This window comes from Alteromonas sp. BZK5 (assembly GCF_014349115.1).
GTDB classification, from domain to species: Bacteria; Pseudomonadota; Gammaproteobacteria; order Enterobacterales; family Alteromonadaceae; genus Alteromonas; species Alteromonas macleodii.
In genome coordinates, this window is record NZ_JACSOE010000033.1 from 1 (window position 1) to 19,531 (window position 19,531).

15 protein-coding genes are annotated in these 19,531 nt (G+C 45.4%); 10 read left to right on the forward strand and 5 right to left on the reverse strand.

The annotated features are described in order from the left end of the window. Positions 1-1,385, forward strand: a 1,385-nt coding sequence (prsK, locus tag BIZ39_RS11205) for an XrtA/PEP-CTERM system histidine kinase PrsK (protein ID WP_187446988.1), incomplete at its 5' end; no start/stop codon positions are given. A 75-nt stretch (positions 1,386-1,460) separates the two neighbouring features. Next, positions 1,461-2,822, forward strand: a complete 1,362-nt coding sequence (gene prsR / locus BIZ39_RS11210; protein ID WP_187446989.1) for a PEP-CTERM-box response regulator transcription factor — start codon at positions 1,461-1,463, stop codon at positions 2,820-2,822. 93 nt (positions 2,823-2,915) lie between these two features. Here prsR and BIZ39_RS11215 read toward each other — a convergent pair whose 3' ends face one another. From BIZ39_RS11215 to BIZ39_RS11230, 4 genes are all read right to left on the reverse strand, one after another. Then, positions 2,916-3,233 (reverse strand): ADP-ribosylglycohydrolase, encoded by a 318-nt coding sequence (locus BIZ39_RS11215; RefSeq protein WP_187446990.1) that lies wholly within the window; start codon positions 3,231-3,233, stop codon positions 2,916-2,918. A gap of 18 nt (positions 3,234-3,251) precedes the next feature. After that, positions 3,252-5,384, reverse strand: a complete 2,133-nt coding sequence (locus BIZ39_RS11220; RefSeq protein WP_187446991.1) for a diguanylate cyclase — start codon at positions 5,382-5,384, stop codon at positions 3,252-3,254. A gap of 128 nt (positions 5,385-5,512) precedes the next feature. Next, positions 5,513-5,836 carry a hypothetical protein gene (locus tag BIZ39_RS11225; protein ID WP_014950448.1) on the reverse strand — a complete coding sequence of 108 codons (324 nt, stop codon included), beginning with the start codon at positions 5,834-5,836 and terminating at the stop codon, positions 5,513-5,515. Continuing rightward, complete coding sequence (locus tag BIZ39_RS11230) at positions 5,796-6,491, reverse strand: AAA family ATPase (protein ID WP_014950447.1); 696 nt, start codon at positions 6,489-6,491, stop codon at positions 5,796-5,798. Before BIZ39_RS11230 ends, BIZ39_RS11225 begins: the two co-directional genes overlap by 41 nt. A 225-nt stretch (positions 6,492-6,716) precedes the next feature. On the opposite strand from BIZ39_RS11230, the gene BIZ39_RS11235 reads away from it, so the two are divergent. From BIZ39_RS11235 to BIZ39_RS11260, 6 genes are all read left to right on the forward strand, one after another. Further along, positions 6,717-7,457 carry a glutathione peroxidase gene (locus BIZ39_RS11235; protein WP_014950446.1) on the forward strand — a complete coding sequence of 247 codons (741 nt, stop codon included), beginning with the start codon at positions 6,717-6,719 and terminating at the stop codon, positions 7,455-7,457. A gap of 84 nt (positions 7,458-7,541) precedes the next feature. Further along, complete coding sequence (locus BIZ39_RS11240; RefSeq protein WP_187447012.1) at positions 7,542-8,630, forward strand: alpha/beta hydrolase; 1,089 nt, start codon at positions 7,542-7,544, stop codon at positions 8,628-8,630. 226 nt (positions 8,631-8,856) lie between these two features. After that, on the forward strand, positions 8,857-9,327 hold the full coding sequence (locus BIZ39_RS11245; protein WP_222936557.1) for a hypothetical protein: 471 nt from the start codon (positions 8,857-8,859) through the stop codon (positions 9,325-9,327). Between the two features lie 188 nt (positions 9,328-9,515). Further along, positions 9,516-10,910 (forward strand): TolC family protein, encoded by a 1,395-nt coding sequence (locus BIZ39_RS11250; RefSeq protein WP_187446993.1) that lies wholly within the window; start codon positions 9,516-9,518, stop codon positions 10,908-10,910. Positions 10,911-10,922: 12 nt separating this feature from the next. Next, positions 10,923-12,635: an efflux RND transporter periplasmic adaptor subunit gene (locus BIZ39_RS11255; protein ID WP_187446994.1), complete on the forward strand. Its 1,713-nt coding sequence runs from the start codon at positions 10,923-10,925 to the stop codon at positions 12,633-12,635. Then, positions 12,628-15,888, forward strand: coding sequence for an efflux RND transporter permease subunit (locus BIZ39_RS11260; protein WP_187446995.1), 3,261 nt, complete (start codon positions 12,628-12,630; stop codon positions 15,886-15,888). The genes BIZ39_RS11255 and BIZ39_RS11260 overlap by 8 nt, the downstream gene beginning before the upstream one ends. 85 nt (positions 15,889-15,973) lie before the next feature. On the opposite strand, the gene BIZ39_RS11265 is transcribed toward BIZ39_RS11260, so the two are convergent. Then, positions 15,974-17,248 (reverse strand): dipeptidase, encoded by a 1,275-nt coding sequence (locus BIZ39_RS11265; RefSeq protein WP_187446996.1) that lies wholly within the window; start codon positions 17,246-17,248, stop codon positions 15,974-15,976. Between the two features lie 393 nt (positions 17,249-17,641). Between BIZ39_RS11265 and BIZ39_RS11270 the strand changes: the two genes are divergently transcribed. Then, on the forward strand, positions 17,642-18,412 hold the full coding sequence (locus BIZ39_RS11270) for a SapC family protein (RefSeq protein WP_187446997.1): 771 nt from the start codon (positions 17,642-17,644) through the stop codon (positions 18,410-18,412). A gap of 158 nt (positions 18,413-18,570) precedes the next feature. After that, on the forward strand, positions 18,571-19,395 hold the full coding sequence (locus tag BIZ39_RS11275; protein ID WP_187446998.1) for a putative porin: 825 nt from the start codon (positions 18,571-18,573) through the stop codon (positions 19,393-19,395). Positions 19,396-19,531: the final 136 nt, after the last annotated feature.

A 19,531-nucleotide genomic window follows, 5' to 3' on the forward strand; every position in this document is an offset into this window, starting at 1 on the left:
TTGTGATGGCTGTTGTCGGCTACGCCATAAATTATTTGGGGGGCAACTGGGGAGCGACGGTTCAAATCATATTGGTTGTGATGTCATTCGCATTGCTCGCCACGGTATTCTTGTCCAACGGCTTTCGCACTAAGATAAAAGTATTTATCACTAAACATTTCTTTGCGAATCAGTTCGACTACCGGGTTGAATGGGTGAAATTAACGCAGTGGTTAACACGTGCAGGGGATACCTCATCAGATGTTTACCACGCTGGCCTAACAGGAATGCTTAACGCCATTCAATATGAGTCAGGTCTGCTGTTTAAAGTAACTCAGAATGGCTATGAATGCGTGGCTAAGGCATCACCTATTACAAACACTGCGTTAACAGATAACAATGAATCGTCAACTGATTCGAAAGAAAACAACGCTACCTGTACAACGTTGGAAACGCTCGCAAGTTACAGCGACAAAAATGGCTGGATCATTGATACGGACGCCTATCTCGTCAAACCATTCGATTACGAGGGGTTAAAGCTAGATAGAGATGCACTAAAAGCGTGGGGCTACCAACTCTTCGTGCCTTTCTTAAAAGAGGGTAAACTGTGGGGATTTGCTGTTCTCGCGTCAGGAGACAATGAAAAAATCACTTTAAATTGGGAAGTGAAAGACTATCTAACCGCCGTATCTGAGCAAGTAGGCACGTACATGCAGCACCACGAGGCCGCTCAAGTGGTAGCAGAAAACGCCCAGTTTGCGGCGTTCAATCGAATGTCTGCGTTCGTTTTACATGACTTAAAAAATGTACTTGCTCAAGTCGACCTTATTCTTGCCAATGCTCAACAGCATAAACACAACCCTGAATTTATCGAAGACACCTTCGAAACCTTGGAGCATACTAAGGCAAGAATGGAAAAAATGCTCAAACAGCTGACTGATAAGAAGGCCGTTGAAGAAGGTGTAAACTCAGAATTTTTGATTTCGGAGCTGGCCAAAGATGTGGTCAACAACCGCTGTTCAGGTTTACGTCCGCTACCAACAGTTCATGTGCTAAAAGAAACGGCCGTGACGGTTGATAAGGATAAGGTGGCAAACGTGCTTTATCACCTAATCAGCAACGCTCAGCAGGCAACCGCAGATGACGGAGAAGTCGACGTGGTGATTACTGGAAATTCTGACAACAAATCGCAGCTAGTTTTGATAGAAGATACAGGGTCAGGTATGGATAAAGCGTTTATTGAAGAGCGACTATTCAAGCCATTTGATACTACAAAAGGCAATGCTGGTATGGGTATTGGTGCATATGATGCAAAAACATATATCGAGTCTATCGGTGGCAAACTAACTGTTCAAAGTGAACCTGGACGCGGTAGCTGTTTTACGCTGTATTTTCCGATAGGATAGGGTGTATAACTAAAAAGTGGATATTATCAAATCCACTCCCTTTCGATGGATGAAGTAGAATAATAGGATGATGAAATGACCGATACCATTTTGGTAGTAGATGATGATTTAGGTATCCAAAAGCAACTCAAATGGAGTCTTACCGATTACAACGTTGTTTTTGCGGACGATCACACATCTGCCATAGCCCAGCTCCGTCGTTTTGAACCTAAGGTTGTTACCCTAGATTTAGGGCTTCCGCCAGATCCAGCGAATGCCTCGGAAGGTTTGCGTATTCTTCACGACATCATTTCGCTAGCGCCTAGAACCAAAGTTATTGTTGTTACAGGTAATAACGATAAACAACACGCATTAAAAGCAATCGATTTTGGGGCATACGATTTTTATCAGAAGCCTATCGATTCAGATACCATCAAATTATTGGTGCACCGTGCGCTTAACCTGTCTAAGTTAGAGCATGAGAATAGCATTCTTGCCCGCACCCGTTCTGGCATGTCCAGAATAGTGGGTAACAGCGAAGCTATTCAAAAAGTGGTACGTCGCGCTGAGAAAATTGCCAATACCGACATAAGCACTCTGTTACTTGGTGAAAGTGGCACAGGGAAAGAAGTTTTCGCGCGCAGTATTCACGAACACAGCCCTAGAAAAGACAAACCTTTTGTTGCTATTAACTGTGCGTCTATCCCAGAGAACTTACTAGAAAGTGAGTTGTTCGGTTACGAAAAAGGGGCGTTTACTGGCGCGAACAAAACCACCGTCGGCAAGATAGAAACAGCACAAGGCGGAACACTATTTTTAGATGAAATTGGTGATATGCCCATTGGTCTGCAAGCTAAGATGCTTCGGTTTTTGCAGGAGCGCGTGATCGAGCGCGTTGGTGGACGCAATGAAATTCCCGTTGATATACGCGTAATTTGTGCAACGCACCGCGATTTACAGGCTATGGTGGCGCAAGAAACATTCAGGGAAGATTTATATTACCGTGTGGGGGAAATGCCGATCATGATCCCTCCATTACGTGAACGAGACCAAGACATTATTTTACTTGCACGTACGTTCTTAAATATTTATCGCGAAGAATTCAAAGTTAAAGCGAAGAGCTTTTCAGAAACTGCAGTTAACGCCATGCTAGCCCATAAATGGCCGGGCAACATTCGAGAAATGCAAAATAAGCTAAAGTCAGCGGTTATTATGGCTGAAGGTACGGTAATTCAACCTGACGATTTAGGCTTGATGCCCGTAGATGCACATGATGAGCCTGAAACGTTGAACCTGCGTGAAGTGCGAGAAATAGCTGAAAGTCGAGCTATTCGCAGGGCCTATCAAAAAGCAGATAAGAATATGTCTAAAACGGCAGAATTACTTGGCGTCACTCGTCCCACGTTGTATTCGCTCATTGATAAGTATCATATGGAAGACATCAAAAATAGCGATTAAGGTAGACATGACTACCAAACAGGTGAGAAATGTACTTCTCACCTGTTGATATCTGGGCGAACTCGTCGTTCGCCTTTATCCTTGTGTACTCACCTAAAATACAAACTGGCAGTGAGACTCTGCTAAGACGTCATGACCGCTGAAGGTCACCTCAACCGACACTTGATTAGAGCCACGCTCAACAAAGATAACGTTCCCACAAATGTTACACACGTGGTGGGTTTCGTCATTAGCTTCGTGTAGTTCCCCTAGCGCTGACGGTGCACAGTCAATTACCAGCTGTTCTTTTTCAATTGTAACGCGCAATTCACTGGTGTCTGAATGGGTTAGCGTTTCGTCATCGGCGTCAAGCTCTCCGATATGATCAATTTCATATTGAATTGCTTGGCAGCTGCAGCTTCCTCTGTACATATCTCTATTCCTCTACTGCTATTTCTCGAGGGTCTCCGGCCATTTGATACTTGCCACGTTGTTGAACGATGTGGCAATTCTCGAACCAGGAAAATTAAACTTCGTATCTAGTGGAGTGGGGTATTCCCTTGGAGTTTTAAGCGTTTCGATTACGCCAACCCATCCATTTCTCCCTGATAATTTGGTGGCATACAGCGCGTAATCGATAACGGCGAATGTGCGTTTCCACGCGGTATCAAAGTCTTCCTCTTTATCTGGAGGAAGCAGCGAAAAGCCAATGCTACAAGTAATATTGATTGGTTTTTCTAAGCCGATATCAAAAGGAGTGTTTGCGACCATTTCTCGGCAGCGCTCGGCAACCTCAGGGAGCTCTTCACGAGTAGATTGGCGACAAACCACCAAAAACTCCTCGCCTCCCCATCGAATAATTAAATCCGTTTGTCTGAACACCTCTTTGAGGACATTGGCAAACGCTGATAGCACTTTATCGCCGGCAATATGCCCATAGTCGTCATTGACGCGCTTAAAGTGGTCGATATCAATAAGTAAGCAAAGTAAGTCTTGTTTCGTCTTTCCTGTACTGGGGCTTTGTTTTGCCGAGAACTGGCTGCGCCTTATTTCACCGGGAAGCTGCGATTCGAGGTAGTGCCTATTGTACAAACCCGTTAACGGATCGCGCAGGCTTACCTCTTCTAGCGTTTTATAGGCTCTTTCCAGTTCTTGATTTTTTTCTTGAAGATTTAATGTTTGCTGGCGTACTTCTCTGCGCAAAATAATCGTTTGCTGACGTTGTTTGTAGCGGCTCCACACTAAAAACGTCAATAGTAACGCTGCTAATGATATGCTCCAAAAAAGCGTCGTCTGCAGGTTTTCTCGCTCAGCTTGCGCTAACGCCAGCTGCTTGGACTCTTCCAGTTTCTCCAACGTCCTAGATTGCCTCACAAGCTCAATCTCAGCCTGCAGACCTTCAACGGCAGACTTGTTTTCTGAATCAAGTAGTACCTCACGCAGCTGCTGCATAACAGATTGAATATCTAAGGCTTTTTTGAATTCGCCTAGTGATACAAAGGCGCTTAGCTGTAACGAAAGAAAACTAAGTTGTCCTCTAAGGTCTCTATTTTTTCTCGCGTCAATGGTACCCGTGCGGGCCTCTTCTAAGGCTAATTCGAAACTCTGCTCTTTCATATAGGCTTGCGCTAAAGCGAGTCTGCCTTCTTTGACCAATTTTGCCTGGCCCGATGAATCAGCAAATTGCATGGCTTCTTGCAATAACTCTCGCCCTTTAGCCGTATCGCCGTTTTCAACCAATGCTCTTCCCAATAGCATTTCTGCCTCGGCTATGGCCCCTACATCAGAGGTGGATAGCAGGAGTTCAAGACCTTCGTTAATTGCTTTTATCGCTTGGTCTACAGAGCCTGTTTTGAGAGACAGGGCACCAATACGAGTTTTGATCACACCAAGTAATCGGGTTTCCTGTGTTTCCTCGATACTATTGAAAGCGTCTTGGTAGTAGGTATGAGCCAACGTAGCTTGGTTGAGCAAACTGTATATCTCACCGATGCGCAGCAACGTAACACTCATTTCACTGGCCATGTTATTTTCACGAAAATAACGTAGCGCTTGCTTTAACGGTTCCAAAGCGGTTTCAATTTCGCCTTGTTCTTGTTGAATTATGCCTAGCTCAAGGTTCAATTGAGCCTTAAGTAATTCATTACGCTCAATTTGAGCAATAGACATAGCGCGACGCACATAAGTCAGTGCAATGGCATAATTTGAGAGGTGTCTTTCTGAGGTGGCTAGTTGTAATAGCGTTGACGCCATTTTGTTTAATTCACCATCTGTGGTGTAGCGCTCTAAGGCGGCATTAAAAATGGCTTTTGACACCTCAAAACGCGATGCGTTTTGAAGTAAGAGCCCGAGGGCAGAAAATGTATCAGCAGACATTTGCTGCTGTTGTAGCGCTTGCTCTAAAAGCAACAGTGCCTTGCTATCGGCGTCAGCATATTGCTTGGCATTTAAAAGATTCTCGACATCAGCAATCTCGGTCTTGAAAAGCTCGAACGCTTCTACCGTTTTTACCTGTGCGCCATGCACAGCAATTAGCAGGGCACACACCAGCACGCGCACGGTGCTAAATCCTTCACGGCCCATTCGATTGTATCTCCTATACACTGTCAGAACATGCTGTCGGTGAGTATCTCAGTAGGCTAACGCCAAGGCAACATCATTATTGTGAAGGATAAAACGAATGAAATACGTATTTGGATTTATACTTTAGTCTAATTTATGCTGTTATTTTCAATCCACTCTCGAATCAGTGCAGACTTGGCTTTACCTGTCTTTTGGGCAATGTTTGCAAGTTTTTCAATACATTGCGGTGTTAACGTAAAGGTAGCATGTCGCATACCTTCTGATTTTGCAGGCTTTCTTATCGGCACAACGCGGTCTGTACGAACGTCTTTTAGATCGTTTTTTGCCGCCGATGGTTGCTTTTTATCCACTTTACCTTGGGCATAAAGCAGCGCATCGTCGATAAAATCTTCTACAGTTCGTAGATTGGGCTTAGCTAACGGCTTCGACTTTTTGAGGTTGAGTAAACTCATAAGCATCCTCCACTTTCCCAGCTAATAGCTCTTCAAACAAGGTTCTTATTTCTGTGGCCGCTTTACCTTCTGGTTCACTCTCAATAACTGACTGCCCCGACTCTTCTGAATCGTCATACATGTTTCTACTGAAGGTAACAGAGTTTAGGACGGGAATACCAAATGAGCGACACACTTCTTTGGCCTCTAGAATACGGTTTGCCAGGCTAGGTAGAGAAGGGCACTGTGTGATAACGAATGCGGCGTTCATTTTCGGGTTAACCATTTTACAGGTAGATAAGATATCTTCCATGTGAGGTACCGTTTTGAGATCGCGACGTTTGGGTCTAAGTGGAATCAGTATATGGTCAGCAACCGCCATTGACGAGCGAAGCGCTAGGTTATCTTGTCCACCACAGTCTATTACAACGTAATCGTAATACTGACGCAGGCTAAGTAATTCGTTACGTATTTTACCGTATAACTGAACACAGTTAATTTCAGCGAGACGAGGGTTAGCTTTACGCTCTTGGATCCAGTCTGAGGTCGTTCGCTGCGGGTCACAGTCGACCATTAACACCTTGGCACCTTTTTCAGTGCGAAGATACACTGCAATGTTTTGTGCCAGGCAGCTCTTTCCGCTACCGCCTTTTTCTCCACCAACCAAAATAATCATGGTGATAACCCTCGAATATCGCTTATGTTAAAATACTGAGCGTTACGGTGGGTCGTGAATGGTGTCACGACCGTACCTAACCTCCACTCAAAGCATAGGCAGGCTATCAGCTAGGTTCAGCATCAAAATCGATATTAACGAATGTAAGACAATACCTATTGATTTGTGCAAAAACTCATTCTAGTCTTCTTACTTTATAATTGAGATTACCGATAAGAGGTTGTTATGTCAGAAAGTCGCTTCACTTCCAAAGAAGGCCAAAAAGTACCTAGCGTTTCATTTCCGTGCAGAGAAGGTGAGACGTGGGTAACGAAAACGACAGATGAATTATTTTCTGGCAAAAATGTTGTGGTCTTCTCACTTCCAGGTGCTTTTACACCAACCTGTTCTTCTACCCACCTGCCTCGCTATAACGCTTTAGCGAAAAAGTTTGCGAAACACGGCATTGATGAGATTGTTTGTGTATCGGTAAACGATACTTTTGTTATGAATGCATGGGCCGCAGATCAAGAAGCCGCTAACATAACCGTTATTCCCGACGGTAACGGAGAATTTACCGATGGCATGGGTATGCTAGTCGATAAAGCGGATTTGGGTTTTGGCAAAAGAAGTTGGCGTTACTCGATGCTAGTGAAAGATGGCGTGGTAGACAAAATGTTTATTGAGCCTGATGTAGCTGGCGACCCGTTTGAAGTGTCGGATGCAGATACCATGCTGGCTTACATTGCGCCAGAAGAGCAAACTAACGCGCCTGTTTCTATTATCACAAAACCGGGTTGTCCTTTCTGTGCTAAAGCGAAAAAACTGCTTGATGAAAAAGGCTACGAGTACGAAGAAATCGTGTTGGGTAAAGATGCATCACTAACCAGCTTAACGGCGATTAGCGGTCGTGAGACTGTGCCGCAGGTCTTTATCGGTGGTAAACATATCGGTGGTTCTGACGATCTAGAGGTTTACTTTAGCTAACGTAATATACGTATTAATCGTCACAAGAAACGGGAGCATGGTAAACTGCTCCCGTTTTTTATTAATTATCCGTAGCGGAGAATAATAGTGTCATCGAAGTTTTTTGTAAAAATGCTCATAGGTATTGTTGCGCTTTTAGGTGTAAATATGGCTATAGCCGCAAATTTATCTATGCCCGATACGAGGGAAATGAAAAGCAGAAGTTTTTCAGACCTTCAAAATCAGTTCAAAGCATTTTACGAAAATGAGTGGGGCCAAACCCAGCCGTGTAGAGAAACGGCACTCAATCGTTTTTCGGTATGCAGCAACGTATTGCGCAATGAAGGCAATTCGCCTTTCATGCTGACCAACAAATCAAGCAGCAAGGTGGCAGTGCTTATCCACGGCTTAAGCGACTCACCTTTCTTTATGCGTGAAATCGCCAACATCTTATTTGAACAGGGTTTTACTGTAGTCGTGCCGCTTTTGCCTGGGCATGGTAAACGAGATGCCGATGATGACATGTCTGACTGGGATTTAGCTGAGCGCTGGCAGGGGCATGTTGATGAAGTCATTAAATTGGCTGATAGCATGGGTGATACTTTGCTTATAGGTGGCTTCTCTACAGGTGGTGCGCTGGCGGTTGAACATTATCTGGATAGTGCAGGAAGCGAAGTAAATAATATTGATGGTCTTATGCTATTTTCTGGCGCGCTGGCGCTGTCTGATAATGCTGAAAGTATGTCTCGAATTTGGGGCATTAAACTTTTAGCCAGAATTATTGATGGAACCTATCAAACTCATGGCCCCAACCCTTACAAGTATCCAAATGTGGCAGGTTTAGCAGGGTTGGAATTGATGGATTTAATAAACATCATTCGGGACAAAGTCGAGGAAGGACAGCAAATTGAAGTGCCACTATTTGCCGCTCACTCTCAAGCTGATGTAACCACGCCAATTCGCGGCATAGAGCAGTTAATGGACGCAAGTGAAGGTCCGAATACCTTTTTCGTTATCGATGAATCGTACGGGTTGTGCCATGCAGATTTAGTTGTGAATACCAGCTTGCTCAATAAAATGAATTTCAACGCAAGCATGGTTAATCAGCAAGAAGAGTGTGCGGTACCTAAAGCAAACCCGCTATTTTCAACCATGGGCCTTATGTTGCGAGATTACCTGTCTCAGTTTGAATAAGTTACTGGGGTCTGTTGACCTTTGGTGTACAACAAAGGTCAACAGGCCCTAGCTTAGCGACATTAACGGCTGGCTTTACTGCTTGGTTACATCACGCTATTATTTCGTTGCACAATAGACAGCAATATTTTGAGTACAGTATTTGAGAAAGTTTCGGATTGGTTTAACGCGCAAACGGTATAGGTCGGCGAATGCAAGTTCGTTTATCCTTACACTGTTCTTAATGATGGCCCTCGTGTCGTCAGGTAGCGCTGTATCTATCGAACATTCATACGAACATGCCCATTCAATGTCGGTGATGACACCGCAGTCGGATGCTGCTCATGCTAACCATCAGGTTCGAATGTCTGAGTCTGCTAATACACATTGTCAGCACCAAGAATTGTCATCACAACATGCGGATTTAAGTGTTAAAAACAGCAAGAGCAAACCCGCTCAGTTCGACGGCGTACAAGTTAGCGATGCAGGCGTGAATAGCGTGAAAGCATCGAAGATGAGTGACATGTCTTGCTGCAAGGATGAATGTAATTGCCCAGCCGATCACTGTTTTAATCTTAGCGCGAGTGCGCTTATTCAGCCTACCGTTGAAACCGAAATATCGGTAACCAGAATGGCTGCCACTGCACCTATACTGGGGCAGCGCTCATCTCCTCACTTCGGGCAGTTTCGCCCACCTAAGTCACTTTTCACAGCATAGATCTATCTCGCGGATTTATTTCGCAGCAGAGACGTTTTTATGTCACGACGTCGTCTTGTCGTTTTGAGATGTCTCTAATCTTTTATCTATGTAACGCGTGGTAAGCCTTTTTGCTAATCCCCTTTGTCGAATTTAGCGAAGAGCGGGGCAACGTCAACACGCCTTACACCTGAAAAGTGATGTTATACATGAGCAACTATTCGGTACCCAAAAAAGTGAACGAAAGCGCTAACAGACCTTGTAAAGTAAGCGCTTTGTTCGCCTTAATTTTTGTGCTTTCTTCTTTTTTGATGGCTAATAAGCCCGTTGTCGCGCAGACCCTAAGCCTGGAACAAGCGCTGCAGTTAGCTATTCAATACGACCCTTTGCTTAAAGGGAATGCGCATCGAAAGGATCGCTTTAATGCAGAAGCTGAAGCGTCATCATATTGGGCAAATCCTCAGGTTTCAGCTTCTGTGCAAAACTTGCCTACCGACGGCTTCGCATTTGACCAAGAGCCTATGACGCAATTTAAAGTTGGTTTGAAGCAGCAGTTACCGCGAGGCGATGAAAACCTTTACAGCCAGAAAAAGTATCAGGTTATGGCTGATCAAATGTCGGTAGAGAGCCAAGTGAGAAAGGCGTGGCTTAAACGTGAGGTTACCCTTACCTGGTTAGATTGGGTCTATGCAACACGTCGCATTGGATTATTGGACAAAGAGAAATCATTGCTTACACAGCTACTCGATTTTACTGACTCCAGATACAGCCAAGGCGTTGGTGCAGCGGCCCAGCAAGACATATTGCAAGTGCGCTTGGCATTGTTGTCTTTAGACGATAAATACGTGGAGGCTTATCAGCAAAAAAATGAAGCGAGATCTGCACTTTCAAAATGGTTTGGTGCGCCGCTAGATGAATCTGTAAGTGCGCCCCTGACTCAATCAACACGAGACGCCATTGAAGTCGATGCCATTTTAAATGACAGCAACCTAAGCCTTTCTTCGTTCTTAACGGTTATTGAGAACAGTGAGCCTTTTTCAATACTACAGCATCATCCTGAGGCTATGCTGCTTCAAATTCAGACCCAGATAGAAGCGCAAAATGTGAACATAGCGCGAGAGCAAACTAAGTCTCAGTGGGCATTTGAAGCAAGTTATGGATACAGACAAGATGCACAAAATGGCGCAAGCCGAGCTGATTTTGTGTCATTGGGTGTTCAAGTAGACCTTCCGTTTTTCAACAAATCTCGTCAAGACGCTTCAATAGCCGCAGCGGCTTCCAAAATGAGTGCGTCTGAAACGGACTTCCGCTTGAAAGTGAACGAGCTTGCCGCGAATGCAGAGGTGCTTAAATCACGCTTGTCAGCGCTAAGTGAGCGCAAAGCGCTTTATGAAACGGCGTTAATTGGTGAAACACGGCAACTTTCTGAAGCTGAACTGACAGCTTATACCACAGACACCGGTGATATCGGTGATGTTGTCAATGCCAATCTCAAGCAAGTACAGGTACAGGATGATTTACTCAAAATCGACATCGAGCGCGCCAGAACATTGGCGTCACTTGCTTATTTGTACCTGCCCACTCACGCCCATTTTTTCGAATAAAGAGTAGTTAATATGACATCTTCAACTCACCCTGCTCCAGATACAAAAAGCACGCTAATAAAAGGTTTGCTAGTAGGTCTGCTATTTGGCGGCCTATTAGCGTTCGGCTTGGCTTCACTATTGTTGTCTGATTCATCAAAACACGGAAATGGCGAAAGTGCCCTTAGCGACGAAACTGATGATAAAGCCCCTTTATATTGGGTAGCGCCTATGGATGACAGCTATCGCCGTGACAAACCGGGAAAGTCACCGATGGGAATGGACTTGGTGCCAGTATACGCCAATGACGAAGCAACATCTGCGAAAAGTAATGAGCGTACGCCTGGTACCGTAATGATTCCGCCAAATGTACAGCACAATATAGGTGTTAAAGTCGCGCCCGTAGCCATTGGAACACTTCAACAGACCGTAACGGCGGTGGGCAACGTTGCTTACGATGAAGATAGCATTGTGCACATCCACCCTAGAGTATCAGGTTGGGTCGACAGGCTTTTCATTAAATCTCAAGGTGAGCAAGTAGAAGAAGGACAGGCACTTTATACCCTGTATTCGCCAGAATTAGTTAGCGCACAAGAAGAATACGTTTTAGCCCTTAAGCGAGGAGACGCACGTTTAATTCAGGGCGCAGCCGAGCGCCTAAGAACACTGGGGCTATCAAAGGGCGTTATCGAAGAATTGCAGAAAAGTAGACGGGTAGCACAAACCGTCACATTTAACGCGCCGCAAAGCGGTGTGGTAGAAGCTCTGAATATTCGGGAGGGGTTTTACGTTCAGCCCGGGACAACCTTGATGAGCATCGCACAGCTAGATACGGTGTGGGTGATTGCAGAGGTGCCTGAAAAGTACGCGCAAATCATAGCGCCTCATAATGGCGCTGTGATTACCCTCGACGAAATGGACCATGGGTCCGATGCTAAATGGGAAAGTCACGTAGAGTATATTTATCCGTCTTTGTCGGAAACAACGCGAACCCTGAAAGTGCGCATACCGCTAAACAATAACAACCACACGTTAAAGCCCAATATGTTTGCCCACGTTGGAATAAAGCCTACTCAACGCAAGGCAGCGTTACTGGTTCCTCGCAGTGCCGTTATTCGCACGGCTGAGGGCGCAAAAGTGGTACTCAGTGATGGCGATGGCAACTTTAAGTCGGTACGGGTAACGCTGGGGCAAAGCGATAGTACACATTTTGAAGTCGTCGAAGGCTTGCTGCCAGAGGATGATGTGGTGGTATCAGCACAATTTTTGATTGATTCAGAGTCGTCGAAAAGCAGTGACTTTGAGCGAATGAAAGCGCCCGATCATCAGGCCACGACAACAGGTACAATTGAGGCAATTGAATTGCCGGCTGACACCGAAACGAATGGCGCTTCGAATGACGCAAAGTTAGTGATCGCTCGCGGGCCGATTGAAAAATGGGGACGGGGACCTGCGACAATGTTATTTTCGGTATCAAAGCATATTGACTTATCTCAGTTCAAAGAAGGTGACAACATCATGTTCACCTTTGTGACTGGCGAAGAATTCACGGTTATCGATATGCGAAAGCGCAGTGAACATGCAATGGACAAGGGCATGGTTCATGGCACAGAACACAGCAATCATAAACATGATACGAGCAACCTGAAGGGCGATGGAGAGCAAAGCGATGCTCACGAGTCAATGGTTCACAAGTCGGCAGAACAAAAATCGATAAATCATAAGGAGCATATGCACCATGATTGAATCGGTAATTCGCTGGTCGGTAAACAATAGAATACTGGTATTGCTGAGCGCTATTATGCTCAGTACTGCTGGTGTCTGGGCGGTGAAAAACACCCCCGTCGATGCTATCCCTGATTTATCTGATGTCCAAGTTATAGTGAAAGTAAACTATCCCGGTCAGTCGCCGCAAGTGGTGGAAGATCAGGTGACGTTTCCTCTCACCTCTGCGCTAATGTCAGTGCCTGGCGCACAGACGGTGCGAGGGTATTCATTCTTCGGCGATGCCTACGTATATATAATCTTTGATGATGATACAGACATGTACTGGGCTCGAAGCCGTGTTCTGGAATACTTAAGCCAAGCGTCTTCGCAACTTCCAGAAGGCGTGACACCTCAGTTAGGTCCAGATGCGACAGGGGTAGGTTGGGTTTACATTTATGCGTTGGAAAACGATGCTAGTCAGCCAAATGCGCTAGATGCTGGTGAGCTAAGGGCGTTGCAAGACTGGTTCTTAAAGTTTGAGCTTCAGTCAGTTGAAGGCGTATCTGAAGTTGCGTCTGTTGGAGGGATGGTTAAACAATACCAAGTTATTGTCGACCCTGAAAAATTACGTGCCTACAACATTCAGCCATCCATGATAGAAATTGCCCTTAAACGGGGCAACCGCGCGTCAGGCGCTTCGGTTATTGAAATGGCCGAGGCAGAGTACATGGTTAGTGCGCAAAGCTACATTCAGGGCATTGACGACATACTGGCGTTGCCCACAGGTGTTATTAAGGACGGCGTTAGCATAACGATTAACGATGTAGCACAAGTGGTAGAAAGCCCGTTGATGCGCCGCGCTATTGCTGAACTAAACGGGAATGGCGAAACCGTGGGTGGCATTATAGTGATGCGCTATGGCGAAAACGCAAAAGCCACTATCGATGCGGTTAAAGCTAAGCTGGATTCATTAAAAGCGAGCTTGCCGGAAGGGGTGAATATCGTCCCCGTTTACGACCGCTCCACCCTTATTGATAAGTCTGTCGATACCCTCACCAATAAGTTGGTGGAGGAATTGCTGGTTGTTGGTTTGGTATGCGCTATCTTCTTGTTTCACATACGTTCATCTATGGTTGCGCTAATCAGTTTGCCTATTGGTATTCTCGCCGCCTTTATCGTAATGAAGCTGCAGGGACTTAATGCCAACATCATGTCTTTAGGTGGCATTGCTATCGCTATTGGTGCAATGGTGGATGGCGCTATTGTTGTTGTTGAAAATTTACACAAGCACATTCATCAGCATGCTGTTTCATCAAGTCAGGGAGCCTCAGCGAGTCAAAGGGATTCAGCAAGTCAAAGGGGGGCAGGTAGTGCCCAGTCGCGAACATATCTATCAACTTCTGCGGCACCAACCTCTGCAAAGCTTTCGGCAGCCAAACGTTGGGAACTGGTGATTAAGTCGACCACAGAAGTTGGCCCAGCTTTATTCTTTGCGCTCCTAATTATAACCGTATCCTTTATTCCTGTTTTTGCATTAGAAGCGCAAGAAGGGCGTCTTTTTGCGCCTCTTGCCTTTACCAAAACCTATGCCATGGCAGCAGCTGCGGCGCTAGCAATTACTTTAGTTCCTGTGCTGGCGGGTTATTTTGTACGCGGAAAAATACGATCTGAAGACCAGAACCCGGTAAATAGAGCTTTAGAGCGCGTATATCAACCATTGCTGACGCGGTTGCTTAACTACCCACTGCTCACTTTGGCGGGGGCATTTTGCTTGTTGCTTTCCATGTACTGGCCGTTAAGCCAACTAGGTAGTGAATTTATGCCCGAACTGGACGAAGGCGATTTGATGTATATGCCTACAACCTACCCGGGTATTTCAGTGGGTAAAGCCAGAGAGCTTTTACAGCAGACGGACAAGCTTATTGCAACCTTGCCCGAGGTTGAAACGGTATTCGGGAAAATTGGACGCGCAGATACGGCCACAGACCCTGCACCATTGACGATGATTGAAACCTTCATTCAGCTTAAACCGAAAGCGCAGTGGAGGGAGGGCATGACCACTGAAAAGCTCAAAGACGAGCTTAACGCTCTGGTGCAATTTCCTGGGCTGACCAATGCGTGGGTAATGCCAATTAAAACCCGCATCGACATGTTGGCAACCGGGATAAAAACCCCTGTTGGGATCAAGATTGCGGGGCCTGACCTGGCAGGCATTGAAGCCATCGGAAAGGATATAGAGACACTGCTTAAAGACCTGCCCAACACAGCATCAGTATACGCTGAGCGGGTAGTAGGTGGCCGTTATGTTTATATCGACATCGACAGGCAGTTGGCGGCGCGTTATGGCATGACGATAGACGATGTTCACAGTATTGTAGGCTCGGCAGTGGGCGGCAAAGTGGTTACGCAGTCAGTGGAAGGGCGTGAGCGTTTTCCTATTGCCATGCGTTTTTCACAGCATTACCGCGATACGCCTGAATCTTTAGCATCCATGCCTTTCGTCACACCAAGCGGTGCTCACATTACCCTTGGCGATGTCGCGACCGTGCGAATTGACGACGGGCCGGCTGGGATTAAAAGCGAAAATGCCCGATTAAACGGATGGGTATACATTGATATCTCGTCAGACTCGGCCACAGGTATTGACTTAGGGGGCTATGTAGATAGCGCGAAACGTCATTTGTCAGAGCACCTCGATTTACCCACTGGATACTCCATTACGTGGGCGGGGCAGTTTGCTTACCTTGAGCGCGCGAAAGCAAAACTGTCGGTGGTTATACCGCTAACGTTAGCCATTATCTGCCTTTTGCTTTATCTGGCATTTAAACGTCTTCGCGATGTGGCACTCATACTTGCTACCTTACCTTTGGCGCTGGTGGGCAGTGTATGGTTGCTTTACCTTCTTAACTTCAATCTTTCGGTGGCGGTAGGTGTTGGGTTTATTGCCTTAGCAGGTGTAGCGGTAGAAATAGGCGTTATCATGCTGGTCTATCTAAACCAATATGTATCAGAAGCTCTTACTAAGCACGTAACAGAAAGTGGCAACACCAAAAAAGATGAGCTTGTTAAAACGGCTATTGTCCATGCTGCATCGGCAAGGCTTCGACCTGTTATGATGACATCGCTTTCTATTATTGTGGGCTTATTACCTGTTCTTTATGCTACTGGAACAGGTAGTGAGGTGATGCAGCGAATTGCGGCGCCTATGGTAGGCGGTATGGCGAGTGCACTGGTATTAACGCTGTTGGTATTGCCAAGCGCGTTTTACTTAATTGTGTCACGCAAAAACTAATAGAATTGAAAGTACAATAGCGTAGATAAAGCATGGGGAAGCGATAACACGCTTCCCTACGCTTCATTTTTAAAGCATTGCGCGATTAGTGCGCTGCCGAGTGATCTTCCGCATGCTCTTCCGCATAATCTTCCGCATGCTCTTCCGCATGCTCTTCCGCATACTCCTCAACTTGTTGCCATACGCGCAAAAGGTTTCCGCTCAATATCTTTTCAATGTCGCTACGGCTATAACCTCTATCCAGCAACCCTTGTACTAGGTTTGGAAAACTCGCCACGTCTTTAAGTCCAATGGGTAATGAGTCACCTACACCGTCATAGTCTGAACCAATACCTACATGATCAACGCCAATCAGTTTTACCACGTGATCGATATGGTCAAGCACTTCGTCTAGGGTTGAATAAGGGTATGGCACTTCTTTGCGATAATTCTCTTCAAAGTTCTCTAGCTTAGGGCTGTCTTCGCCTTCTTTTTCAACCAAGGCTTTGCGCGCAGCAGCAAGGCCACTACGCCACTTACCAGCTTCTTTAGATACAAAACTAGAACCAAAGTTAATCATAATCACACCGCCATTTTCGCCGAGCTTTTTGATCATCTCGTCGTCCATGTTGCGCTCAAAACCGGGGGTAAAGCGACGCAGTGAAGAATGTGATGCTATGACTGGCACCTTTGTTAACTCAATAACCTGATAAAAGGCGTCGTCAGACACATGGGAAATATCTAACATGATGCCGATGTTGTTCATTTCGCCCACTAAGGTTTTGCCAAACGGGCTAAGGCCTTTCCATTTTCTGCGCAGGTCATACGAAGAGTCAGAAATGTGGTTAGCTTGACTATGAGCAAGGGTAATGTAGCGGATTCCGCGCTCGTAAAAAGCCGTTAAATTCGCCAAATCACCTTGAATAGGAGAACCATTTTCCATGCCCATTGGCAGTGAAATTAACCCTTTTTCAAACTGGGCTTTTACGTCAGAAGGGCTTTTAGCAATGGCAAATTTATCAGGTGCACGGGCAACAATGGCTTCTACTGAATCGATGAGCTCATGGGCAAGCTGCGTAGATTCTGGAGAGTTGTCTAAACTAGCGGGCACATAAATACTCATAAAAGGGGCGTTTAAACCACCAGCTACTGCGCGAGGATAGTCAAAGTCGCCGTCCTGCGTGGCTTTAGTGACATCAACCCACTTTTCCTTTACGCGATAAGGAACATCAATGTGTCCATCAACAATAATAGTTTCTTGTGCGATCTTGATAGCTTTTTCAGATGCTGAATAAGTAGAGGTCTCAGCAAGTACAGAGTGTGAAGCAAAAAGCGCAGAGATAAGTAATGCGCAAGATGAGAGTGGGAAGCGCCCCTTCATAGAAAATCCTCATTTTGTTTTTTTATCGCTTAGGTCAACAACCGCTAACTTAATAGCAATACGAGACTAAAGGATAATGCACACCGCGACAATAGGCTTTTACTTGCTACGCTTTTACCTCAGATCGCTCTCGCTAAGCCCTAAAATAGTCGATATTGCTTATTTTTAGAGCGCTTGTGCTTGTTTACTTCAAGTTTACATTGCAATAAAAATTTAAAACTTGTTATGGTGAGGACTGCGTGACTTCATTGCGCGAATACGGGATACTCCCAAGCGCTCCGCCAATTATCGATGACTACTATGCATCAGCGCGGCCGACGTAATTTTTTAGTGGCACCCGCTCTTCTCACATAATCAAGCCGGGGCCACAGCTAACAAGTATGAGAAATAAATATGGCTATTAATTTTGTACCGCTAGATAAAGAAAAGCATAAAGACCTAAAGGTTGCGGTAAATACATCTTTCAGCTTTGCGAAAGGTACACACCTTGCAGCAGCATCAATCCGTGAGTTTGCTCAACTAGCTGCCACTATGCCGCTAGTATTTATCGAAGACAAAAACACCCAGCGCCACCATGTTGTGACTATGCTTGGTATGGAACAAGGTCAAAACCTTTTTCTAACTGGCGACAGCTGGAAAGGCCCTCACGTGCCAATGAATATTCTTCGCTACCCGTTCGACGTACGTCCAGACGGCGACAAGCTTGGTGTTTTCATTGACGAAAACTCTGATCTTATTTCTGACGAAGGCCAGCCTTTGTTTACTGAAGCCGGTGAAGCCAGTGAATTCCTTGATAGCCGTCAGAAGTTTTTGGCAGACCTTGCGAACAGCGAGATGCTAACACAGCGTTTTGTTGCGAAAGTCGTTGAACTGGACCTTCTTGATCCAATTCAAATTCGTCTTACTTACCAAGATGGTAAACAGCGCAATGTTACTGGAATGATGAGCATTAACGAGAAGAAGCTTCTTGAGCTACCTGAAGAGCAGGTGCTTGAACTACATAAGCAAGGCTTCCTAGGCGCTATCTATGCAGTTATGATGTCTGTTGGTCAGCTTAACCGCCTTGTTGAGCTTTCTAACGACACAGAAAACCCAATTCGCAGTATGCAGCTTTCTGCGGTTAAAGCAGAAGAAGCAGCACCTGAAGCGGCGCCAAACGCGTAATCGCTCCTTCATTTTGAAGTTTAAAAGCCCGCAACGTTGCGGGTTTTTTTGTACCTAAAATTCACGTTCAGACTTCGTCATGTTTCGTTCAGAAACCGTTAAGTTTTAATGTCTTATCTTACACCTCGTTCCCAACACATTTTTTAAGGACAAAAGACATGAACACTAACACTAATAAGCTAAAAACTACGCTAACTGCACTATCACTTATCACGGCTTCAGTATTTACAGTCTCAGCAGTACATGCAGCTACACAGAACGAAGTACAGGTAACTGCTGTCGATTTTGAAGGGTTAGATGACAACCTCTACGGTGCAAGATATGTGCGTTACCTTGAAGAAGTTAGCGGAAACAGCGGTGCTTACCTTATCAACCCTTATCTTCAGCGTGTATCGAGTTTATCTGGTGGTTACGCCAATTTAAATGGTATTGACGTTTTTAATTTAGGCAGTACTTTTTACTTTGACGATACGTGGATGCTTGCTATAGAAGGCGCACACAGTAAATTTGATGACGAATTCGGTGACGAGGACTATACCAATATTGACCTGAAGGTAGGATTTAACTTATCCCGTCAATGGCAAATTGGTGCAGGTGTCATCTATCAGCGTGCCACTTACGACTTTAATAATGGTACAGATAGTTACAGCGAAAGTGAGAATGAGACTTCACCACTTGTATTTACACGTTATACCACGGTAGGGAATGGGGGAACAGGCTGGGACTTTACTGCTCAGTACGTAGCAGACGATATTGACGTTCTATCAGGCAGCGCCAGATATTTCTTCACTCCAGGTTTGAGCGTTCAGGGAAGCTACAGCTATACCAACGCACCAGATGGGTTCGATAATGTAAAAACCGCAGGTGTTGCGCTTGATTACTGGGTAAATGAGCAGTTTTCAGTGTCTGTTAGCTATGAAACAGATATTGATAGCGATCTAGATAGCGACGTGGCTTCGCTTACCGCATCCTATCGTTTCTAAGTTAGGGCACCTTGATTATCGCTATGCATTAGCACGCGTTGATGTAAATGCAGTGAGTTAGCACTAGCCGTGTTAACTCACTCATTTTTTAACGTGCTGATGAGGCGCAGCTGTTTGAATTACGACTCAGCATACG